This window comes from Streptomyces sp. KM273126 (assembly GCF_004337435.2).
Lineage (GTDB): Bacteria > Actinomycetota > Actinomycetes > Streptomycetales > Streptomycetaceae > Streptomyces > Streptomyces acidicola.
Map to the genome: position 1 here is coordinate 1872459 of NZ_SJXB02000002.1, position 18695 is coordinate 1891153.

General features: G+C 71.6%; 16 protein-coding genes. 10 read left to right on the forward strand and 6 right to left on the reverse strand.

Going from position 1 to position 18695, the window contains the following annotated elements:
* The first annotated feature begins 266 nt into the window (after positions 1 to 266).
* Genes E0500_RS38915 through E0500_RS38925 form a run of 3 tightly spaced genes read left to right on the forward strand, consistent with a single transcriptional unit; the run spans position 267 to position 3304 of the window.
* Positions 267 to 1307, forward strand: coding sequence for an iron chelate uptake ABC transporter family permease subunit (locus E0500_RS38915; RefSeq protein ID WP_131569740.1), 1041 nt, complete (start codon positions 267 to 269; stop codon positions 1305 to 1307).
* Between the two features lie 4 nt (positions 1308 to 1311).
* Positions 1312 to 2421, forward strand: a complete 1110-nt coding sequence (locus tag E0500_RS38920) for an iron chelate uptake ABC transporter family permease subunit (RefSeq protein ID WP_131569738.1) — start codon at positions 1312 to 1314, stop codon at positions 2419 to 2421.
* A gap of 4 nt (positions 2422 to 2425) precedes the next feature.
* Complete coding sequence (locus E0500_RS38925; protein WP_131569736.1) at positions 2426 to 3304, forward strand: ABC transporter ATP-binding protein; 879 nt, start codon at positions 2426 to 2428, stop codon at positions 3302 to 3304.
* Between the two features lie 42 nt (positions 3305 to 3346).
* Here the strand turns inward: E0500_RS38925 and E0500_RS38930 are convergent, their stop codons facing one another.
* Positions 3347 to 4294 (reverse strand): methionyl-tRNA formyltransferase, encoded by a 948-nt coding sequence (locus E0500_RS38930; protein ID WP_131569734.1) that lies wholly within the window; start codon positions 4292 to 4294, stop codon positions 3347 to 3349.
* Between the two features lie 122 nt (positions 4295 to 4416).
* Here E0500_RS38930 and E0500_RS38935 point away from each other — a divergent pair, with 122 nt between their 5' ends.
* The 4 genes from E0500_RS38935 (at position 4417) to E0500_RS38950 (ending at position 10212) form a co-directional block, all read left to right on the forward strand.
* Positions 4417 to 5754, forward strand: coding sequence for a lysine N(6)-hydroxylase/L-ornithine N(5)-oxygenase family protein (locus E0500_RS38935; RefSeq protein WP_165935181.1), 1338 nt, complete (start codon positions 4417 to 4419; stop codon positions 5752 to 5754).
* 115 nt (positions 5755 to 5869) lie between these two features.
* Positions 5870 to 6511 (forward strand): phosphoribosyltransferase, encoded by a 642-nt coding sequence (locus E0500_RS38940; RefSeq protein ID WP_131569731.1) that lies wholly within the window; start codon positions 5870 to 5872, stop codon positions 6509 to 6511.
* A 33-nt stretch (positions 6512 to 6544) separates the two neighbouring features.
* Positions 6545 to 7009 carry a TIGR03668 family PPOX class F420-dependent oxidoreductase gene (locus E0500_RS38945; protein WP_181587367.1) on the forward strand — a complete coding sequence of 155 codons (465 nt, stop codon included), beginning with the start codon at positions 6545 to 6547 and terminating at the stop codon, positions 7007 to 7009.
* A gap of 77 nt (positions 7010 to 7086) precedes the next feature.
* On the forward strand, positions 7087 to 10212 hold the full coding sequence (locus tag E0500_RS38950) for an FAD-binding and (Fe-S)-binding domain-containing protein (RefSeq protein WP_131569727.1): 3126 nt from the start codon (positions 7087 to 7089) through the stop codon (positions 10210 to 10212).
* On the opposite strand, the gene E0500_RS38955 is transcribed toward E0500_RS38950, so the two are convergent.
* Complete coding sequence (locus E0500_RS38955) at positions 10187 to 10882, reverse strand: HAD family phosphatase (protein WP_131569725.1); 696 nt, start codon at positions 10880 to 10882, stop codon at positions 10187 to 10189. The two genes, E0500_RS38950 and E0500_RS38955, sit on opposite strands and share 26 nt — an antisense overlap.
* Before the next feature lie 228 nt (positions 10883 to 11110).
* On the opposite strand from E0500_RS38955, the gene E0500_RS38960 reads away from it, so the two are divergent.
* Positions 11111 to 12166 (forward strand): lactonase family protein, encoded by a 1056-nt coding sequence (locus E0500_RS38960; RefSeq protein ID WP_399120774.1) that lies wholly within the window; start codon positions 11111 to 11113, stop codon positions 12164 to 12166.
* 174 nt (positions 12167 to 12340) lie between these two features.
* On the opposite strand, the gene E0500_RS38965 is transcribed toward E0500_RS38960, so the two are convergent.
* Both E0500_RS38965 and E0500_RS38970 read right to left on the reverse strand, forming a co-directional pair.
* Positions 12341 to 13264, reverse strand: coding sequence for a sirohydrochlorin chelatase (locus E0500_RS38965; RefSeq protein ID WP_131569724.1), 924 nt, complete (start codon positions 13262 to 13264; stop codon positions 12341 to 12343).
* Positions 13265 to 13456: 192 nt separating this feature from the next.
* Complete coding sequence (locus tag E0500_RS38970; RefSeq protein ID WP_181587368.1) at positions 13457 to 14446, reverse strand: N-acetylglucosamine kinase; 990 nt, start codon at positions 14444 to 14446, stop codon at positions 13457 to 13459.
* A 334-nt stretch (positions 14447 to 14780) separates the two neighbouring features.
* Between E0500_RS38970 and E0500_RS38980 the strand changes: the two genes are divergently transcribed.
* The gene (locus E0500_RS38980) at positions 14781 to 15458 is read left to right on the forward strand and encodes a uracil-DNA glycosylase (RefSeq protein ID WP_131572095.1); all 678 of its coding nucleotides are present in this window, start codon (positions 14781 to 14783) and stop codon (positions 15456 to 15458) included.
* 189 nt (positions 15459 to 15647) lie between these two features.
* On the opposite strand, the gene E0500_RS38985 is transcribed toward E0500_RS38980, so the two are convergent.
* Positions 15648 to 16733, reverse strand: coding sequence for a sialidase family protein (locus E0500_RS38985; RefSeq protein WP_131572094.1), 1086 nt, complete (start codon positions 16731 to 16733; stop codon positions 15648 to 15650).
* Positions 16734 to 17026: 293 nt separating this feature from the next.
* On the opposite strand from E0500_RS38985, the gene E0500_RS38990 reads away from it, so the two are divergent.
* A complete protein-coding gene (locus E0500_RS38990) occupies positions 17027 to 17608 on the forward strand; it encodes a hypothetical protein (RefSeq protein ID WP_131572093.1) in 582 nt (193 codons plus the stop codon).
* A 201-nt stretch (positions 17609 to 17809) separates the two neighbouring features.
* Here the strand turns inward: E0500_RS38990 and E0500_RS38995 are convergent, their stop codons facing one another.
* Positions 17810 to 18613: a pectate lyase gene (locus E0500_RS38995; protein ID WP_131572092.1), complete on the reverse strand. Its 804-nt coding sequence runs from the start codon at positions 18611 to 18613 to the stop codon at positions 17810 to 17812.
* Positions 18614 to 18695: the final 82 nt, after the last annotated feature.

An 18695-nucleotide genomic window follows, 5' to 3' on the forward strand; every position in this document is an offset into this window, starting at 1 on the left:
CTCGGGTGGATGGGGGCGGTCGGTGGGGAGCGAGACCTCCGGCGGGAGGGGTGAGCAACCGCCGCCAGTACGTCAGGACGTCCTCGGAACCGCACACAGCAGCGAGCCTCCCCAGCGGATCGGCCCCGGGTCAGGCCGGGATCGGCGCCATACTAAGGTAAGGGTTACCTAATTCACAGGGTGCTCAGGGAAGGTGCCCAGGGGGATGCGACGCCAAGCGACAACGCCCTACAGTTAAGGCAAGCCTCATCTAAGGAAGTTCACACGTGGGGACCTCGGCGGTCCGGGCGGCGAAAGGCCCCCGCGCAGTACTCCTGCTCGCGCTCTCGGGCGCGGCCCTGCTGACGCTGTGCGCCCTTTCGATGGCGTACGGAGCGCTCGCCGTCCCCCTCGACCAGATCTGGCACACCCTGCTCGGCGACCCGCCCAACTCCCGTATCGACAACGTGATCTGGTCCGTACGGCTGCCACGCACCCTCCTCGCCCTCGCGACCGGGGCCGCCCTCGGCATGTCCGGTGCGCTGATGCAGGCCCTGACCCGCAACCCGCTGGCCGACCCCGGCATCCTCGGTGTCAGCGCGGGCGCGGCCTTCGCCGTCGTTCTCTCCGTGGGCGTCCTCGGCATCAACTCCGCCTACGGCTACATCTGGTTCGCCTTCGCCGGGGCGCTGGCCTCCAGTGTGCTGGTCCAGTTCCTCGGCGGGCTCGGACGGTCGGGCACCACACCGGTCAAACTCGCCCTGGCCGGCGTCGCCGTTACCTCCCTGCTGTTCTCGCTGACCAGCGCCATCGCCCTCACCGACCCGGACGCCCTGAACCGCTACCGCTTCTGGAACGCGGGCTCACTGGCCAACCAGGACGACCAGGTCCTGCTGCGCGTCCTGCCGTTCCTCGCCGTCGGAGCGATCCTCGCCCTGGCCTGCGCCCCCGCCCTCAACGGCCTGGCGCTCGGCGACGACGTGGCGAAGTCACTCGGGCTCAGGCTCGGACTGGTCCGCGTCCAGGGCGTCGTGGCCGTCACACTGCTCACCGGCGGTGCCGTCGCGGTCATCGGGCCCGTCGTGTTCGTCGGCCTGGTCGTGCCGCACATCGCCCGCGTCCTCGCACAGTGGTGCGGCATCGGCCCCGACCACCGCTGGCTGCTGCCGCTGTCGGCCGTGCTGGCGCCCTGTCTGCTGCTGGCCGCCGACATCGCGGGGCGGCTGGTCGCACGGCCGGCGGAGGTCCAGGCCGGCATCCTCGTCGCCTTCATCGGCGGCCCGTTCTTCATCGCACTGGTCCGCCGCCGACGACTCGCGGAGCTGTGAGCCCATGACCAGCGACCTCGCGCCCGGTCCGGGCGAACGAGCCCTCGCGGACCGGACACCGGCCCGCCGCACCGCCGACCGCGTCGCCTTCCGGCTGCCCGCCCCGCCCGTCTCCGGCGTGCTGCGGCCCCGGCTGGTGGGCGCCTGCCTGGCGCTCGTGGCCGCCGCCTTCCTGGCGTTCTGCGTGGAGACGTCCGTCGGGGACATCTCCCTGCCGCTCACCGACGTGATGAAGGCCCTGGTCGGCACGGGCGACCCCGCCACCGAACTCATCGTCCACGAACTCCGCCTGCCGCGGGCCCTGGCGGGACTCCTCGTCGGCATCGCCTTCGGCATCTCGGGCGCCCTGCTCCAGACCATGACGCTCAACCCGCTCGCCAGCCCCGACATGATGGGCGTCACCCAGGGCGCGGGCACCGCCGTGGTCGCCGGCATCGTGCTCGGCTGGGACGCGGGCCTGAGCACCCAGGCCCTGGGGATGCTCGGCGCGCTGACCGCGGCCCTGCTCGTGTACGTCCTGGCGTGGAAGCGGGGCACCACCGGCTACCGGATCGTCCTCGTGGGCGTCGGCGTCGCCTGGATCTGCACCAGCGCCACCGACTACCTCATGGCCCGCGGCCAGCGCTTCCAGGCGCAGGCGGCGCTCGGCTGGCTCGTCGGCAATCTCAACGGCCGCACCTGGGACCAGATCGGCCCGCTCGCCGTGACCATGGCTGTCCTCGTACCCGCGGCGCTGCTGCTCGGCCGGCTGATGCGCACCCTGCAGCTCGGGGACGACATCGCCCGCGGCCTCGGCACCCGCGTCCAGACCGTCCGGGTGACCGTCCTGCTGATCGCCGTCGTCCTGGTGGCGTTCGGCACGGCGACCGCCGGTCCCGTGGCGTTCGTGGCGCTCGCCGCCCCCCAGGTCGCCCAGCGCCTGGCCGGCACCTCCGGTCCGCCGCCTCTCGCCGCGGGGCTGACCGGTGCCGTGATGGTGCTCGTGTCCGACCTGATCGCACGCGAACTCGTCCCGGGCACCGAGCTTCCGGTCGGGGTCGTCACCGGTGTGCTCGGCGCACCCGTCCTGCTGTGGCTGCTCGTCCGCGCCAACCGCGCCGGTTCAGGAGGCTGAGAACGTGTCATCGAAGTACGACGTGCCGTCGGCACACCAGGCTCCGGCGGACGGCCCCGACCTGCGCGCCGAGGGCCTGTGTCTCGCGTACGACGACCGGGTCGTCGTCGAGGACCTCGACCTGGTGATCCCCTCCGGCAGGGTCACCGCGATCGTCGGCGCCAACGCCTGCGGCAAGTCGACCCTCCTGCGCGCCCTGGCCCGGCTCCTCAACCCCAGGGCGGGCGCCGTCCACCTCGACGGGCGCTCCGTGCACTCGATGCCTACCCGCGCCCTCGCGCAGCGGCTCGGCATCCTGCCGCAGTCACCCGTCGCCCCCGAGGGACTGACCGTCATCGACTTGGTGGGGCGCGGCCGTTCGCCCCACCAGACCTGGTGGCGGCAGTGGTCGAGCACCGACGAGGAGGCCGTGCACGAGGCTTTGCGCGCCACCGCGATGACCGATCTCGCGCACCGTGCCGTCGACGAACTCTCCGGCGGACAGCGCCAGCGCGCCTGGATCGCCATGGCCGTCGCCCAGGACACCCCCGTGCTGCTGCTGGACGAGCCGACGACGTACCTCGACCTCGCCCACCAGATCGACGTCCTCGACCTGGTCACCGACCTGAACCGGCACCAGGGCCGCACCGTCGTCATGGTGCTGCACGACCTCAACCAGGCGTGCCGGTACGCCGACCACGTCATCGCCATGAAGGGGGGCCGCATCGCGGGCGAGGGCGCGCCCGTCGACGTCATCACCGCCGCGATGGTGGAGGACGTCTTCGGACTGCGCTGCGTGGTCGGCGAGGACCCGGTGAGCGGGACACCGATGGTCGTCCCGATGGGCCGTCACCACGAGGGCACGGACGCGCCCGCCGTGGCCGTGCCGGGCACCGCCGGCTGAGCCGAACCGTACGGCAACCGGCGACACCCGGGCAGGCACCTGCTACGGACGGGCCGTCAGATAGCCGCCCATCGTGCGGAAGTAGTCCGTCGCCGCGTACTCGGTGCCGCCCTCCGTCCGAACCCGCTTCACCAGCAGACCGGGCAGCCGCCCGGAACGCGCCTCGGCACCGGCGACGATGACGATCCCCTCGCCCTCCTTGATGAAGATCCGTCCGGGCGTGCCGCCGTAACGTCCCTCGGAGACCGCCGCCGAGACGATGCGCAGGCGCTCGCCGCGGTGGTGGGTGAAGGCGTTCGGGTACGGGTCGGACTGGGCCCGGACGAACCGCTCCAGATCCTCAGCGGGCCACGTCCAGTCGATGCGGCTGTCCTCCTGAGAACGCTTGTGGAAGAAGCTCGACCGGGAGCGGTCCTGCGGCGTCCACACCGCCTTCCCGGACGAGATGAGGTCCATGGAGTCGGCGACGATCGAGCCGATGAGGTCGACCGTGCGGTGGAACAGGTCCGTTGCCGTGTCGGCCGGGCCGACGGCCACCGCGCGCTGCAACAGGATGTCGCCCATGTCGAGTTCGGCGTCCATGCGGTGGGCCGTGACGCCCACCTCCTGCTCGCCGTTGATGAGCGCCCAGATCAGCGGCGAGAAGCCGGCGTAGGAGGGCAGCAGCGAGTCGTGGATGTTGAGCGTGCCGTGCGGTGGCAGGTCGAAGATCTCCGGCGGCAGCCAGGTGCGCCAGTTGTTCGCCACGATGATGTCCGGCTCGGCCTCCTTGAGTGCCCGCAGGAGTTCGTCGTCGCCCGGACGGTTGCGCAACAGCACCGGGACACCGTGCTGTTCGGCGAGATCGGCGACCGAGTCGCTCCAGATCTTCTCGTACGCGTGCTCGCTTCTGGGGTGAGTGACCGTCAGGACCACGTCGTGTCCGGAATCCAGCAGAGCCTGCAGCGTTCGGTGTCCCCAGGTCTGGTACCCGAACATGACGACCCGCATGTGAGCCCTCCTCAGCCATTGCTAGGTAAGGCTAACCTTATCTAACATGAGCCTGCTTGGGGGAGGCTGTGTTCCAGCTCGGGAAACCTGTACTCCCCTTGAGGACAGGAGGAGATGACGCGGTGACGACGTTCCAGGACGGGCCGGACTCCACTGACGAGATCTACGACGTACTGGGTATCGGCTTCGGCCCATCGAATCTCGCACTCGCGATCGCGCTCCACGAGCACACCGCGGCGGCATACGAAGGGGACGGGCTGCGCGCCGGATTCCTGGAGAAACAGCCGCGGTTCGGCTGGCATCGCGGCATGCTCATCGACGACGCCACCATGCAGGTGTCCTTCCTCAAGGACCTGGTGACGATGCGCGACCCCACCAGCGACTTCAGCTTCCTGTGCTACCTGCGCGAGCGCGGCAGGCTGGTCGACTTCCTCAACCAGAAGACGCTCTTCCCGCTCCGCATCGAGTTCCACGACTACTTCGAGTGGGCCGCCGCCCGCGTCGGCCACCTCGTCGAGTACTCCGCCGAGGTCGTCTCCGTCCGGCCCGTCACCGAGGACGGCGAGATCCGCTTCTTCGACGTCACCAGCCGCGATCCCGGCACAGGGCGGACGAACGTCCGCCGCACCCGCAGCATCAGTGTGGCCACCGGACTGGAACCCCACCTGCCGCCCGACGCCTCACTTTCCGAACGCGTCTGGCACAACAGCGAGTTGCTGCCCAAGGTCGACGAACTCCTGCGGTCCGGCACGGAGGTTCGACGGGCGATCGTGCTCGGCGCCGGCCAGAGCGCGGCAGAGGCCGTCGACTACCTCCACCGCAGCCTCCCCGGTGCCGAGGTCTGCTCCGTGTTCGCCAAGTACGGCTACACGCCCGCCGACGACAGCCCGTTCGCCAACAAGATCTTCGACCCCGAGGCCGTCGACCTGTACTACGGCGCACCGGCCGAGGTGAAGCAGTCGCTCTTCGAGTACCACCGCGGCACCAACTACTCCGTCGTCGACATGGAGTTGATCGAGTCCCTGTCCCGGACGATGTACCAGGAGAAGGTCCAGGGCCAGGAGCGGCTGCGGATGCTGAACGTCTCCCGCATCCGCGAGGTCGAGGCGGCCACCGACGAGGTGCGGGTGACGGTGGAGTTCCTGCCGACGGGCGAGCGCGAGGTCCTCGCCTCCGACCTGCTCGTGTACGCCACCGGCTACCAGCCCCAGGGCATCGGCGACAACCTCGGCGAGGTCGGCAAACTCTGCCTGCGCGACGAGGAGGACGCCCTCCGCGTCGGACGCGACCACCGCGTGGAGACAGCGCCCAACGTCACCGCCGACATCTACCTCCAGGGCGGCACCGAGCACACCCACGGCCTCACCTCGACCCTGCTGTCCACCGTCGCGGTACGGGCCGGGGAGATCTGCGCCTCCCTCCTCGCCCGCCGAGCCACGGTCCCGACGGGTGCCGTGTAGGGGCCATCGGCCCGGGTACCCGCCAGTGAGAACAAGGACCAAGGACACGGCCATCTCGTGGCTCCCCGTGAGCGTGGGGAAGCTCCCCGTGAGGAACAGAGGGAGATGGAAGCACATGCTGTTCCGTGACCGCAGGGAGGCCGGGCAGGAACTGGCTGAACAACTGCGCATCCTCCACGACAAGGGGGCGCTGCCCGACCCCGTCGTCCTCGCCCTGCCCCGCGGCGGCGTCACGGTGGCCCGTGAGGTGGCGCTGGCACTCGACGCCCCGCTCGACGTCCTCGTGGTGCGGAAGATCGGCGCCCCGTTCCACGAGGAGTACGGCATCGGCGCGATCGTGGGCGACGATCCGCCGCTGTTCGACACGCGCGCCCTGGAGCGGCTCGGGATCAGCGAGATGTCCCTCGCCCCCACGGTCGACCGCGAGAGGGCGGAGCTGCACCGGCGTGAGGCGCTCTACCGGCAGGGCCGCGAGGCCCCGGAACTGCGGGGCCGCACCGTGGTCGTAGTCGATGACGGGGTGGCCACCGGATCGACGGCACGGGCCGCGCTGCGTTTCGTGCGGGGCCGGGAGCCCGAACGCATCGTCATGGCCGCACCGGTCTGCTCACCGGAAGCGGCCCGCATCCTGGAGAACGAGGCCGACGACGTGGTCTGCCTGGACCGGCCGCGCGCCTTCATGGCCGTCGGCGAGTGGTACCAGAACTTCGACCAGCTGACGGACGACGACGTGCTCGCGGCGCTGCACGGCCGTTGAAGGAGACCTTGAGGGGAGGGCACGGTGCCCGACATGGCACCCGACGAGGCGCGACGGCGCTTCAGCGGCGCCCGGGTCGCACGGCTGGCGACGGTCGCCCCCGGAGGGCGCCCGCACCTCGTGCCGATCGTGTTCGCCCTGCACGACGACACGATCGTCAGCGCCGTCGACCACAAACCGAAGAAGACCCGGCAGCTCGGGCGGCTGCACAACATCGCCGTCCACCCGGCCGTCTGCCTGCTCGTGGACGCCTACGACGAGGACTGGGACCAGCTGTGGTGGGTACGGGCCGACGGCGGCGCCCGGGTCGTACCGTCCGACGCGCCCGGGGAAGACGCGCGGGCCGAGTACACCGCGGCCATCGACCTGCTGCGACAGAAGTACGCCCAGTACCGGGGCCGGCCGCCGGACGGACCGGTGATCGTGGTCACCGTGCTGCGGTGGAGCGGCTGGCAGGCATCCGACGAGGACGGCACCCGGACCCTCCCGCCGAGCTGACCCGGTCGTGGTTGTCCTCCGCCTCACCGGGTACCCGGTGACCCCGTTCGACAGCGAGGCGGGGGCAGGGAGGCGCCATGGGCGTGAGGGAGACACCGTTGTGCGCCGCGCTGCGCGAACGCGTGGACGGCGAGGTCCGCTTCGACGCCGGCAGCCGTGCCGCGTACTCCACCGACGCGTCGAACTTCCGGCAGACCCCCATCGGCGTGGTCGTCCCCCGCACCCCGGAGGCCGCCGCGCAGGCGGTCGCGGTGGCCCGCGAGCACGGTGCCCCGGTGCTCTCCCGGGGCGGCGGCACCAGCCTCGCCGGGCAGTGCACCAACACCGCCGTGGTGATCGACTGGTCGAAGTACTGCACACACCTGGAGTCGGTCGACACCGACGCCCGCACCTGCGTGGTCCAGCCCGGCATCGTCCTCGACGAACTGAACCGGCGCCTGGCCTTCTCGGGTCTGCGCTTCGGCCCCGAACCGGCCACCCACATGAACTGCACCATCGGCGGCATGATCGGCAACAACTCCTGCGGCGCCACCGCCCAGCGCACCGGCAAGGTCGTCGACAACGTCGCCCGCCTGGAAGTGCTGCTCTACGACGGGACCCGCTTCTGGTGCGGGGAGACGACCGACGAGGAGTACGCCCGGATCGAGCACCGCGGCGACCCCGCGGCGGCCGTGCACCGCGGACTGCGGGGGCTGCGCGACACCTACGCGGACGAGATACGCCGCCGCTTCCCCGACATCCCGCGCCGCGTCTCGGGCTACAACCTGGACTCCCTGCTGCCGGAGCACGGCTTCGACGTCGCCGGTCTGCTCGTCGGCAGCGAGTCGACCCTGGCCACCGTCCTGCGGGCCGAGCTGGAACTGGTACCGGTGGTCAAGGAACGAGCCCTGGTCGTCCTCGGCTTTTCCAGCGTCCACGAAGCCGCCGACTGCGTGCCCGCGATCCTGCCGTACGAGCCGATCGCTCTGGAGGGCATGGACCAGCGGCTGATCCGCGACCAGCGGCTCAAGCGCCTCAACCTCCGGGTGATCGGCGAACTCCCCGAAGGCAACGCCTACTTGATGGTCCAGTTCGGCGGCGACACAGTCGACGAGGCCGACGAGCGGGCACACCGGATGCTGGACGCGCTCCAGGAGTCCGAGCACGACCCGGAGGTGGCGTTGCTCGACGACCCGGGACACGAGGACGAGCTGTGGCAGGTCCGTGAGGCGGGCCTCGGCGCCACCGCGCACGTGCCGGGCCACCCCGACACCTTCGAGGGCTGGGAGGACTCGGCGGTCCCGCCCGAACGGCTCGGTGACTACCTGCGCCGACTCCAGCACCTCTACGAAGAGTTCGGCTACGCCGACGAGACCGGCCCCAGCCTGTACGGCCACTTCGGGCACGGCTGCGTCCACACCCGCATCCCCTTCGACCTCTACACCGCGCACGGCGTGGCGGAGTACCGCCGCTTCATGGAACGCGCCGCCGGTCTCGTCGCCGAGTTCGACGGCTCCTTCTCCGGGGAGCACGGCGACGGGCAGAGTCGCGGGGAGTTGCTGGAGCGGATGTTCGGGCCGGACATCGTCGAGGCGTTCGGGCGTCTCAAGGCCCTCTTCGACCCGGAGAACAGGATGAACCCGGGCAAGGTCGTGGCGCCGTACCGGCTGGACGAGAACCTCCGGCTCGGCGGCGACTGGTCCCCCTACGACCCGCAGGACCTGTACTTCCGCTACCCGGAAGACGGTGGCTCCTTCGCCCAGGCCGCCAACCGCTGCGTGGGCGTGGGCAAGTGCCGGCAGCTCACCAACAAGGGCGGCGCGGTGATGTGCCCCTCCTACCAGGTGACGAGGGAGGAGGAGCACTCCACCCGGGGCCGGGCCCGGCTGCTGTTCGAGATGCTCGACGGACACGGCGACAGCGCCGTACGGGACGGCTGGCGCTCGGCGGCGGTGAAGGACGCGCTCGACCTGTGTCTGGCCTGCAAGGGCTGCAAGAGCGACTGCCCCGCCGATATCGACATGGCCACGTACAAGGCCGAGTTCCTGGCCCACCACTACGCCGGACGCCCGTGGAGGCGCCCCCGCTCCGACCTCACGATGGGCTGGCTGCCCGCTCTCGCCCAGGCGGTGGGCCGCACCCGCACCGGTCGGGTGGTGAACGCGTTCACGCACACGTCGCTGCTCTCCCGGGCCGCGGTCGCCGTCGCCGGGGTCGAGCACCGTGAACTCCCGCTGTTCGCCGACGAGACGCTGCGACAGTGGTTCGCCCGGCACGAGCCGGACGGCGACGGCGCCCGGGGCACGGTCCTCCTGTGGCCCGACACGTTCACCACCTTCTTCCACCCGCACATCGGCCGGGCCGCCGTACAGCTCATGGAACACGCCGGCTGGCGGGTCACCCTGCCCGCCGAGACCCTGTGCTGCGGCCTCACCTGGATCTCCACCGGCCAACTCGCCACCGCCAAACGGATCCTGACGCGTACGGTCCGGCATCTCGCCGAGCACGTGCGCGGCGGGGGACTGGTGGTGGGCCTGGAGCCCAGCTGCACGGCGGTGTTCCGCTCGGACGCGGGCGAGCTGTTTCCAGGCGACCTCGATGTGCGCAGACTGCGACGGCAGACGGTGACCCTCGCCGAACTCCTCACCGAGCACAGCCCCCACTACGAGCCCCCGCCGGTACCCGACCGTTCGGCACGTGCCCTCGCCCAGGTGCACTGCCACCAGCACGCGGTCCTCGGCTGGGACGCCGACCGGGAACTGCTGCGCCGCGCCGGGGTGGACGCCGAGCACCTGGAGTCGGGGTGCTGCGGGCTGGCCGGCAACTTCGGCTTCGAGCGGGGCCACCTGGAGGTCAGCGAGGCCTGCGCCGAACGTGTACTGCTGCCCCGGCTGCGCGAGGCCGCCGCGGAGACGGTGGTGCTGGCCGACGGCTTCAGCTGCCGCACCCAGATCCACGAACTGGACAGCGGCGGCCACGAGGCCGTGCACCTCGCGGAACTGCTCGCGTCAGCCCTCCCGGACAGCGACGACCCGTTCCGTACGGTGTACGGCGTCGCGCCCGGCGCCCGCCCCGCGCCACCGGGCCGCCTGGCCAAGTCCCTCGCCCTCGCGGGCACCGGCCTCGCCGCCGCTGCTGCCGCCGCCGGTGTCACCAGTGCCGTGGCGAAGGCCCTGCGACGCCGAACTCCGTCCGCGGTCAGTCGGTCCGAACCGACCGGATGAGCCAGTCGTACGCCTCTCGCGCCGTGAACGCGCTCTGGCCGCCGCGTACCAACAGCCCCGCCGTCGCGAACGCGGGGTCGTCGGCCTGGGCGGCGACATACGGAATCGCCAGGCAGCGCATACCGGCCGCGTGCGCCGCGGCCGCGCCGGGCGCCGCGTCCTCCAGGACCACACAGTCGGCCGGGTCGGCGCCCAGCCGGCGCGCGGCCTCCAGGAACACGTCGGGCGCGGGCTTGCCCCGGGCCACCTCGTCGGCCGAGACGACGGTCTTGAGCCGGTCGGTGAGACCCGTGCCCGTCAGGATCGCCTCGATGGCCTCCGGCGACGATCCGGAGGCCACGGCCATCGGGACACCCTCGGCGGCCAGCAGTTCCACGAACGCCCGCATCTCCGGGTAGACCCGGGTGGTGGCGCGGGCGAGCTCCAGATAGCGGCGGTTCTTGTCGGCTAGCAGCTCGTCGACGGACGCGGTCAGGCCGTACCGCTCCTTCCAGCGGACGATCGTCTCCTGGGTGCTGATGCCCACGTACCGCTCGTGATCCGTCCAGGTGAAGTCCGTGACACCCTGCCCGGCGAGGGTCTGCCGGCCCGCCTCGAAGTAGTTGGGCTCGCTGTCCACGAGCGTTCCGTCGAGATCGAAGATGACCGAGGTGTCGCCGAGAATGCCCATGGGATTCAGGATGCCAGTGCCCGTGATGAACCCCGCGCTCAGCTTCCGGCACGGACCTCACCACCCCCTCATCCTCGACGGCGCCTCCTCGATCACCCGAAAGGATGGCGCGCCGAGTCACGGCTCTCCGCGCGGAACTCGACATGCCGACGGTATGGTCTAGACCTACTGCTGCCGTCGGCCCCGGCGGCACGGTGCCGGCAGGCGTGTCACCGAGAGGGGACAGCAGTGGCAGTGGCGGATGCGAGTGTGGACGGCGGCAGGCGACGACGGGCGTACATCGGCTCGTTCACGAGCGCGGGCGGTCCCGGCGTCGTCGTGGCGGCCGTGGACGAGACGAGCGGCGCGCTGACCGTCCTGAGCAGCGCGGACGACGTCCCCGACCCGTCGTACCTCGCCCTGGCGCCGGGCGGCGACATCCTCTACACGGTCAGCGAGACGGCCGAGGGCGCGGTCGCCGCGTACCGCGTGACCGGTGCGCGGCCGGAGCTCACCGGGCCGCCGGTCGCTGTCCACGGCGCCGGGCCCACGCACCTCTCCCTTGTCGCCGGGCACGTCCTGACCGCCAACTACGGCTCCGGCAGCGTCACCGCCGTACCCCTTCGCGCCGACGGCACCCTCGCGGACACCGCGTCCGGACTCCTCCGCCACACCGGTTCGGGGCCGGACGAGCAACGCCAGGAGGGGCCGCACGCCCACCACGTGCAGCCGGACCCGAGCGGCCGCTGGGCCGTCTCCGTCGACCTGGGCACCGACCATGTGCTGGTCTGCGAGCTGGACTCCGGGGTGCCCGTCCTGCACCGCGCAACCCCGCTCCGGCCGGGCTCCGGGCCCCGCCACCTGGCCTTCCATCCGAACGGCTCGTACGCGTACGTGGTCCACGAACTCGCGCCGGTCGTGACCGTCTGCCGCTGGGACGCGGACGGCGGCGAGCTGACACCGCTCGGCGAGACCCCGGTGCTGCCGGGCACACCGGACGGCGACGCGTACCCGTCGGGCATCGTCGTGTCGCCCGACGGCCGCTTCGTGTGGACGGCGACACGTGGCCAGGACATGCTGTCCGTCCTCACGGTCGACGGGGGCGGGGAGGAACTCATGCCGGCGGGCACCGCGCCGTGCGGCGGCCACTGGCCGCGCGCGCTCACCGCCTCGGGCGGATTCCTGTACGTCGCGAACGAGCGCTCGGGGAACGTGAGCTGGTTCGCGCTCGACCCGGACACGGGCATGCCCCGACCGGAGGGCTCGGTCGCGGTTCCCGCGGCTTCGTGCGTGATCCTGGGCTGAGGCGCCGACCGGCACCGATCGCCGGTCACTGCCCCTCATGCGCCGAGGCCGGCGCAGGCGTCACGGCACAGGCCTCATGTCGCAGGTCTCATGGCGAAGGGCCCGCCCCCGAGAGGGGTGTGGGCCCTTTCGCACGGTCACGGGCGTCTGGGGACGCCGGACGCCGGACGCGGCTCAGCGGACCGGCATGCCCTGCGGCTGCTGCGGGGTGATGCCCAGCGCCGACGTGTACTTGGCGAGCGCCAGCTTGCCGATCGCCGGGTACGGGCCGAGGGCCTCGGCGGGGGAGCAGCCCGCCTCCTTGGCGGCCGCGTCGATCAGGCCGGCGTCGATCTCCGGGCCGATCAGGTAGGGGGCGAGCGCGAGGTTCTGCGAGCCCGAGGAACGCAGCTGCTCGGCGACGGCCGTGATCGAGCCGTCCTGGTCGAGCGCCGCGGCCATCACCGGCACGGCGAGGCGAGCGGCGAGCAGCATGCCGGTGATCCCGGCCGCCTGCACGGCCTCGTCGCCGCCGACGGACGCCAGGATGATGCCGTCCGCGGCGGTCGCCACGGTGAACAGGCGGGCGCGGTCGGCGCGCGCCAGGCCCGCCTCGGACAGCCGCACGTGCAGCGCCTCGGCGAGCAGCGGGTGCGGGCCGAGGACATCGGTCAGGTCGGCCGCGACGCGGCTCTCCATGACGGCCTGGCGGACCTGGCGCAGCAGCGAGCCGTCCGGGCCGGCGAGCAGGGGCACGACGACGGCGACGGGGCCGTCCGGCTCCTTGACGTCCATGCCGGCGGCTCGGGCCTGCTCGAAGCGGGCGGTGCGCTCCTCGGCGGCGCGGGCGAGGACGGACTGGAGCGTGGGGAACTCGTCGCCGTTCCCGTCGAGGTACCCGATCCGCGCGTCCAGGCCGGGCAGCTCGGAGCGCGCGATGCTCACGACCTCCTCGGCGAGGCTGCGTGTGGCGGCGCTGGGCTTGCCCGGCACCGCGAGGACGAGCGCGGGCGCGCCTTCAGGAGCCGCCAGGGGCTCGGGGCGGCGGTGCCGCCCGGGCTGGCGGGGTCGCGGCATTCGTACAGGCAGGCCGGATGCGGGCCCAGTGGGGGAGCTCATGGCGCCGCATGCTACTGGCTTCTTGGGTTCCCCTGTTCGGGGAGGGTGCAGGTGAGCGGTATCCGTCCGGATTTGTCTGATGAGTTACGTGACGATCGACAGAAAACCGCGTGACTTCACGCTGACATGGGGCGGCATTAGTGGCGCATTTCACAGTGTGACCGACGGGGGGAGCGAGTCCGTTTTGGGGTACTACTTTTCGGCCATCTGCACGTGCAGCATCCTCTCGTCGTCAGGCAGCGTCGGCACCCCCTCGGCCAACTCGGCCGCGATGCGTACCGCGCCCTGCAGCGGGTCGCCCTCGGCCGCGACGCGCCGCGCATACGGCAGCCGCTCGGCCAACTCCGCCTCCAAGGGTAGGAGGAGGGGGTCGCCCATCCTGAACAGGCCACCGGTGAGAGCGACTCGGGGCTCGCCGGCAGCTGGGCAGACGGCGGCCGCGGACTCGGCCATGTGCCGTGCCGCCGCACGCAGGACCTCCGCCGCCACCGGGTCACCCTCGGCGCAGTCGGCCACCTCGGGCGCGAAGGAGGCCAGCACCGCGGCGCGGTCGGTGCGCGGGTAGAGCCGTCCGGGGAGTCCGGCGACCGGGCCGAACAGCTCCTCGGCGCGGGCCAGCAGCCGCGCCGAGCCGCCGGGTCGGCCGTCGTGGGCGCGCAGCGCGGCCTCCAGGCCCGCCCGCCCGATCCACGCCCCGCCGCCGCAGTCGCCGAGCAGATGCCCCCACCCGTCCGCCCGGCGCCAGCTCTCCAGGTCGGTGCCGATGGCGATCAGCCCGGTGCCGCCGGCGACCACCGCACCCGCCCGCGTCCCGAGGGCGCCCACGTACGCGGTGACCGCGTCGGCGGCCAGCGCGACCCGTCGCACCTCGAGCTCGCGCTCCAGGGCTTCCGGGAGTTCGGCGCGCATCCGGTCGCCCAGGGTCGCGAACCCGGCGGCGCCGATCGCCACCGCCCGCGGCGGGCCGCTCCCGGCGTCGTCGAGCAACTGCCGTGCCATGGGCAGGAGCTGCTCCAGCAGATGCCCGGCGTCGATGCCCTGCGGGCCGGTCCGCACCGGCTCCCTGGACGCCAACGGAGCGGAGCGGACCCGGCCTTCCGAGGCCAGCACCGCGCGGAGCCCGGAGCCACCCGAGTCCACGGCGAGCACGACGGGTGGGGCGAGGTCTCGGGTGCCGGTCATGGCAGCCGCCGATGCGCGGGCTGCGTTCCCTGCGGGGCGAACAGGTGGTTGACGCGGCCGAACGGGCGGGAGCCGAAGAATCCGCGGTCCGCGGACACGGGGGAGGGGTGGGCATGACGACCACGGCGGAGTGACTTGACCAGCGGACGCACCAAGCTCCTCTCCTGCCCGGTGACCGGCAGCGCGACCTGCTCGGCGGGCTCGAAGATCTAGAGGAAGATCTGGACGACGAAGATCTGGACGAGGAGGAAGAGTAGCGCCGAGAACAGCGTCCGCGCGTGAGGGCTTCTCCGTTTGTGCGGGGGCATCGCGTGGACCAGTAGAGTGACGCGCCGTGGCACCACGACCCTTGCATGAACTTGTTGAGGCAGGCTGGGCGAAGGCCCTCGAACCTGTGGCCGAACGCATCGCCTCCATGGGCGACTTCCTCCGGGCCGAGATAGCGGCCGGCCGGACCTATCTGCCGTCCGGACCGAATGTCCTGCGGGCCTTCCAGCAGCCCTTCGACGACGTTCGCGTCCTGATTGTCGGCCAGGATCCTTACCCCACACCGGGGATGGCCATCGGGTTGAGCTTCGCGGTGGCGCCCGAGGTGCGTTCCCTGCCGGGCAGTCTGGAGAACATCTTCCGCGAGATGAACTCCGACCTGGGGCTGCCCAGGCCGTCGAACGGGGATCTGACGCCGTGGACGCAACAGGGTGTGCTGCTGCTCAACAGGGCGCTGACGACGGCCCCACGCAAGCCCGCGGCGCACCGGGGCAAGGGGTGGGAGGAAGTCACCGAGCAGGCCATCCGGGCGCTGGCCGCGCGCGGTAAACCGCTGGTATCCGTCCTGTGGGGACGCGACGCGCGCAATCTGCGGCCCCTGCTCGGGGATCTCCCGGCCATTGAGTCGGCTCATCCCTCGCCGATGTCGGCGGACCGCGGTTTCTTCGGCTCCCGCCCGTTCAGCCGCGCCAACGACTTTCTTGCCCGCCAGGGAGCCCAGCCGGTGGACTGGCGCCTGCCGTAGACGGCGGCCGGGGCCGGCTGTTCGTTCCCGTGAGGGCCGGCCTGGCAGCCCAGACGTGCGCGGGAGCCGTAGGAGAAGACTCCCGACCCGTATGCGACACCGGGACATCTGCTTCCCACTTCCCACATGTCCTCGAACCGCATACGGGTCCCGCCCGACGATCAGGCCCCCCGGACCCCGGCGTGCCCGTCAGCCCACCACCGCCGCACGCACGCACAGCACGTCCGGCAGGTGGGACGCCAACTGCCGCCAGCTGTCGCCGTCGTCCGCCGACGCGTACACCTCTCCGTTTCTGTTGCCGAAGTACACGCCCGCCGGGTCCGCGTCGTCCGTACACATCGCGTCGCGCAGCACCGTGCCGTAGTGGTCCTCGTCCGGCAGGCCCGCCGACAGCGGCTCCCAGGTCCTGCCCGCATCCGTCGTGCGGAAGACACGACAGCGCCGCCCGGCCGGGACGCGGTCCGCGTCGGCGTTGATCGGGAAGACGTACGCGGTGTCCCCGCGGTGGGGATGGGCCGCCGCGGCGAACCCGAACGTGGACGGCAGCCCCTCGCCGATGTCCGTCCAGTGCGCGCCCGCGTCGTCGCTGCGGTACACACCCCAGTGGTTCTGCAGGTACATCCGGTCCGGTGTCACCGAGTCCCGCGCGACCTTGTGCACGCACTGACCGAACTCCGGGTTCGGATCCGGCAGGAACACCGCGGAGACACCGGAGTTGGAGGGCGCCCAGCTCGTGCCCCCGTCCTGGGTGCGGAACACGCCGGCCGCGGAGACGGCGACCGTCATCACCTGCGGGTCGCGCCGGTCGGTGAGGATGGTGTGCAGGCCCTCCCCGCCGCCACCGGGCACCCACTTGTCGCGCGTCGGGTGCTCCCACAGGGACCGGACGAGGTCGAAGCTCTCCCCGCGGTCCGCCGAGCGGTACAGGGCGGCCGGCTCCGTGCCCGCGTACACCACGTCCGGCTCCGCCGCCGACGGGTGCAGCTGCCACACCCGCTCCAGCGACGCTCCGGTGTCCTTGGGGAACTTCACGGCGGCCTGGGCGGGCTCGGTCCAGGTCCGGCCGAGGTCGTCGGAGTGGAAGACGGACGGCCCCCAGTGCGCGCTGTCGCCGCCGACCAGCAGCCGGGGGGTGTCGGTTCGGGTGTCGATCGCGACCGCGTACACGGCCTGCGCGTTGAAGTACGGGCTCTCGTCGAACTCCCAGGCGCCGCCGCGCCGCCGTCCGATGAACAGACCCTTGCGTGTGCCTACGGTGAGCAGGATGTCGGCCATGCCGGCCACCTCCGGGACGTCGTTGTCTCAGACACGGGCCAGTCTGCACCCCACCACTGACACTCACCCCCGGAGAGGATGTCGCCGCAGGTCGGAACGGGTGTCCGGCGCCGAACGGGCATGTCGGCCGGGCCACCACGCCGGCTTGGATTCGGCCCTGCCGGAGCTCGCGACGACCGTACGGAACGCGCCGTCCGGCCGGGGTGACGCATTCGTCATGAGCATCGGAGAGGCCACCCGCGTATGGGAGGGCGCCCTGGCTTGTCTGTGCGTTCGTGAGGAGGGTGCCCTCGATGGTGGCATTCCGAGGTCCGAAGGTGTGGTTGTGGCGATGGCGGCGGAATCCGCTGCGGCGCCGCAGCGACCGGATCGAGGCATGGGTGGTCCTCGCGGCCTGGACCTTCACCGTGCTCAGCGGGGTGGTCACCGGACTGTTGGCGACGAGGTCCGTCGAGCAGAACCTCGACCGGCAGCGCATCGAGTGGCGCCCCGTCGTGGCGCAGCTCACCGAGGACGCCCCAGGAGCGGCCGCGACGTCCGCCCCCGGATCCACGCGCGTGTGGGCCGAGGTCCGCTGGACGGCGAGGGACGGCTCCGCCCACACCGGCCAGACCCGGGTCGCGCCCGCCAGCGCCGTGGGCACGCCGGTCACGGTCTGGACCGACACCGACGGCCGCATGGTCACCGAACCGGCCACACGGTCCGAGGCCCGTGTCCGCTCCTCGCTGATCGGCGTCCTCGTGGGCGTGACCGCCGCGGGCGTCCCCTTTGTGGGCGGCCGCCTTGTACGCGGTCGCCTGGAGCGCCGCCGCATGGAGGAGTGGGACGAGGAGTGGGAGCGTGTCGGGCCGTTGTGGGGGCGTAAGACCTGGTAGCGGCGAGTAGCGGGCGCACGGCCGCGCCCGCACGCCCTGCACGATGGGGCGGCTGGACGAAGGCGCCCGTCAGAGACGCTTCGCACAGCCGCCCGGCTCCGGCCGCAGCAGGAGAGAGTGCGATGAACTCGGCCGAACTCGGGACCCGCCGATACCGAATGCGACTCAGCTGCACCTGATCACTCAGATGTACCTGATCACTCAGCTGTACCTGATGTCGGACGCCGAATACTTGCAGTACGTGCTGTCGGGCCCGCTGCCGTTGGTGGGCGGCTCTGCGCCCGTGTTGTTACCGATGTACTTCTGGCAGGGGACGATCTTCTTGCTGGAGTCCCCGACGATCGTGATGCCCCTCAGGGTGGCGCTGTCGCCGTAGTTGGTGTTGATGCCGACGAGCTTGCCGCCCTTCCAGGTCGCCTCGATGGTGTTGAGGTTGATCGTCCGCTTGTACTGCGTGGAGCAGTTGCCGCACGAGCGGACGAAGGTGCCGAAGTTCTTCGCGGCGAAGTTGGAGATGTTGAGCGTCCCCGCCCCGTTGAACTGGAACACCTTGTCGGTGGCCTCCTTCGCGCCACCACCGGAGACGGTGTAGACGTTGGACGACGAGGAGCCCCGGAACGTCGCCGCGTCCTCGCCGACGTCCTCCCACCAGACGTTCTGCAGTGTGCAGCTGCCCTTGCAGTGGATGCCGTCCGCGGCGGGGGCGCCGATGATGACGTTCTTCAGCACGGCGCCGGCAGCGAGCTCCAGGATCGGTCCCTGGTCCTCTTCCTGGCCGCCGGAGCCGAGGTCCCCGGTGCCGTAGAGGCGTTTCATCCCGTAATCCTTGGTGCCGGAGATCGGGATGGTGGCGGAGACCCCCTCGCTGCCGTTCGGGGTGGGCCAGGTGGCGGCGCTCGCAGGAGAGGCACTGCCAGTCATGATCATGCCAACCGAGAGGCCGAGTGTGGCCAGCGCTCCGGTCAGCGCGCGCGTGCGGGCGCGCGGACGTGCCGCAGAAGTCATGTCCCGATTCCTTCCGTCTGTTGAGGTGTGGACTGTGCTCTTTGGCGGGGGTGGTTGTGGGGGTGAATGCGGGGGTGGTCCC

Coding starts and splice junctions, on each gene's coding strand:
- E0500_RS38920 (WP_131569738.1), top strand. CDS start 1,312: ATGACCAGCGACCTCGCGCCCGGTCCGGGCGAACGAGCCCTCGCGGAC.
- E0500_RS38930 (WP_131569734.1), bottom strand. CDS start 4,294: ATGCGGGTCGTCATGTTCGGGTACCAGACCTGGGGACACCGAACGCTG.
- E0500_RS38940 (WP_131569731.1), top strand. CDS start 5,870: ATGCTGTTCCGTGACCGCAGGGAGGCCGGGCAGGAACTGGCTGAACAA.
- E0500_RS38945 (WP_181587367.1), top strand. CDS start 6,545: ATGGCACCCGACGAGGCGCGACGGCGCTTCAGCGGCGCCCGGGTCGCA.
- E0500_RS38950 (WP_131569727.1), top strand. CDS start 7,087: ATGGGCGTGAGGGAGACACCGTTGTGCGCCGCGCTGCGCGAACGCGTG.
- E0500_RS38955 (WP_131569725.1), bottom strand. CDS start 10,882: ATGGGCATTCTCGGCGACACCTCGGTCATCTTCGATCTCGACGGAACG.
- E0500_RS38965 (WP_131569724.1), bottom strand. CDS start 13,264: ATGAGCTCCCCCACTGGGCCCGCATCCGGCCTGCCTGTACGAATGCCG.
- E0500_RS38970 (WP_181587368.1), bottom strand. CDS start 14,446: ATGACCGGCACCCGAGACCTCGCCCCACCCGTCGTGCTCGCCGTGGAC.
- E0500_RS38985 (WP_131572094.1), bottom strand. CDS start 16,733: ATGGCCGACATCCTGCTCACCGTAGGCACACGCAAGGGTCTGTTCATC.
- E0500_RS38990 (WP_131572093.1), top strand. CDS start 17,027: ATGGTGGCATTCCGAGGTCCGAAGGTGTGGTTGTGGCGATGGCGGCGG.
- E0500_RS38995 (WP_131572092.1), bottom strand. CDS start 18,613: ATGACTTCTGCGGCACGTCCGCGCGCCCGCACGCGCGCGCTGACCGGA.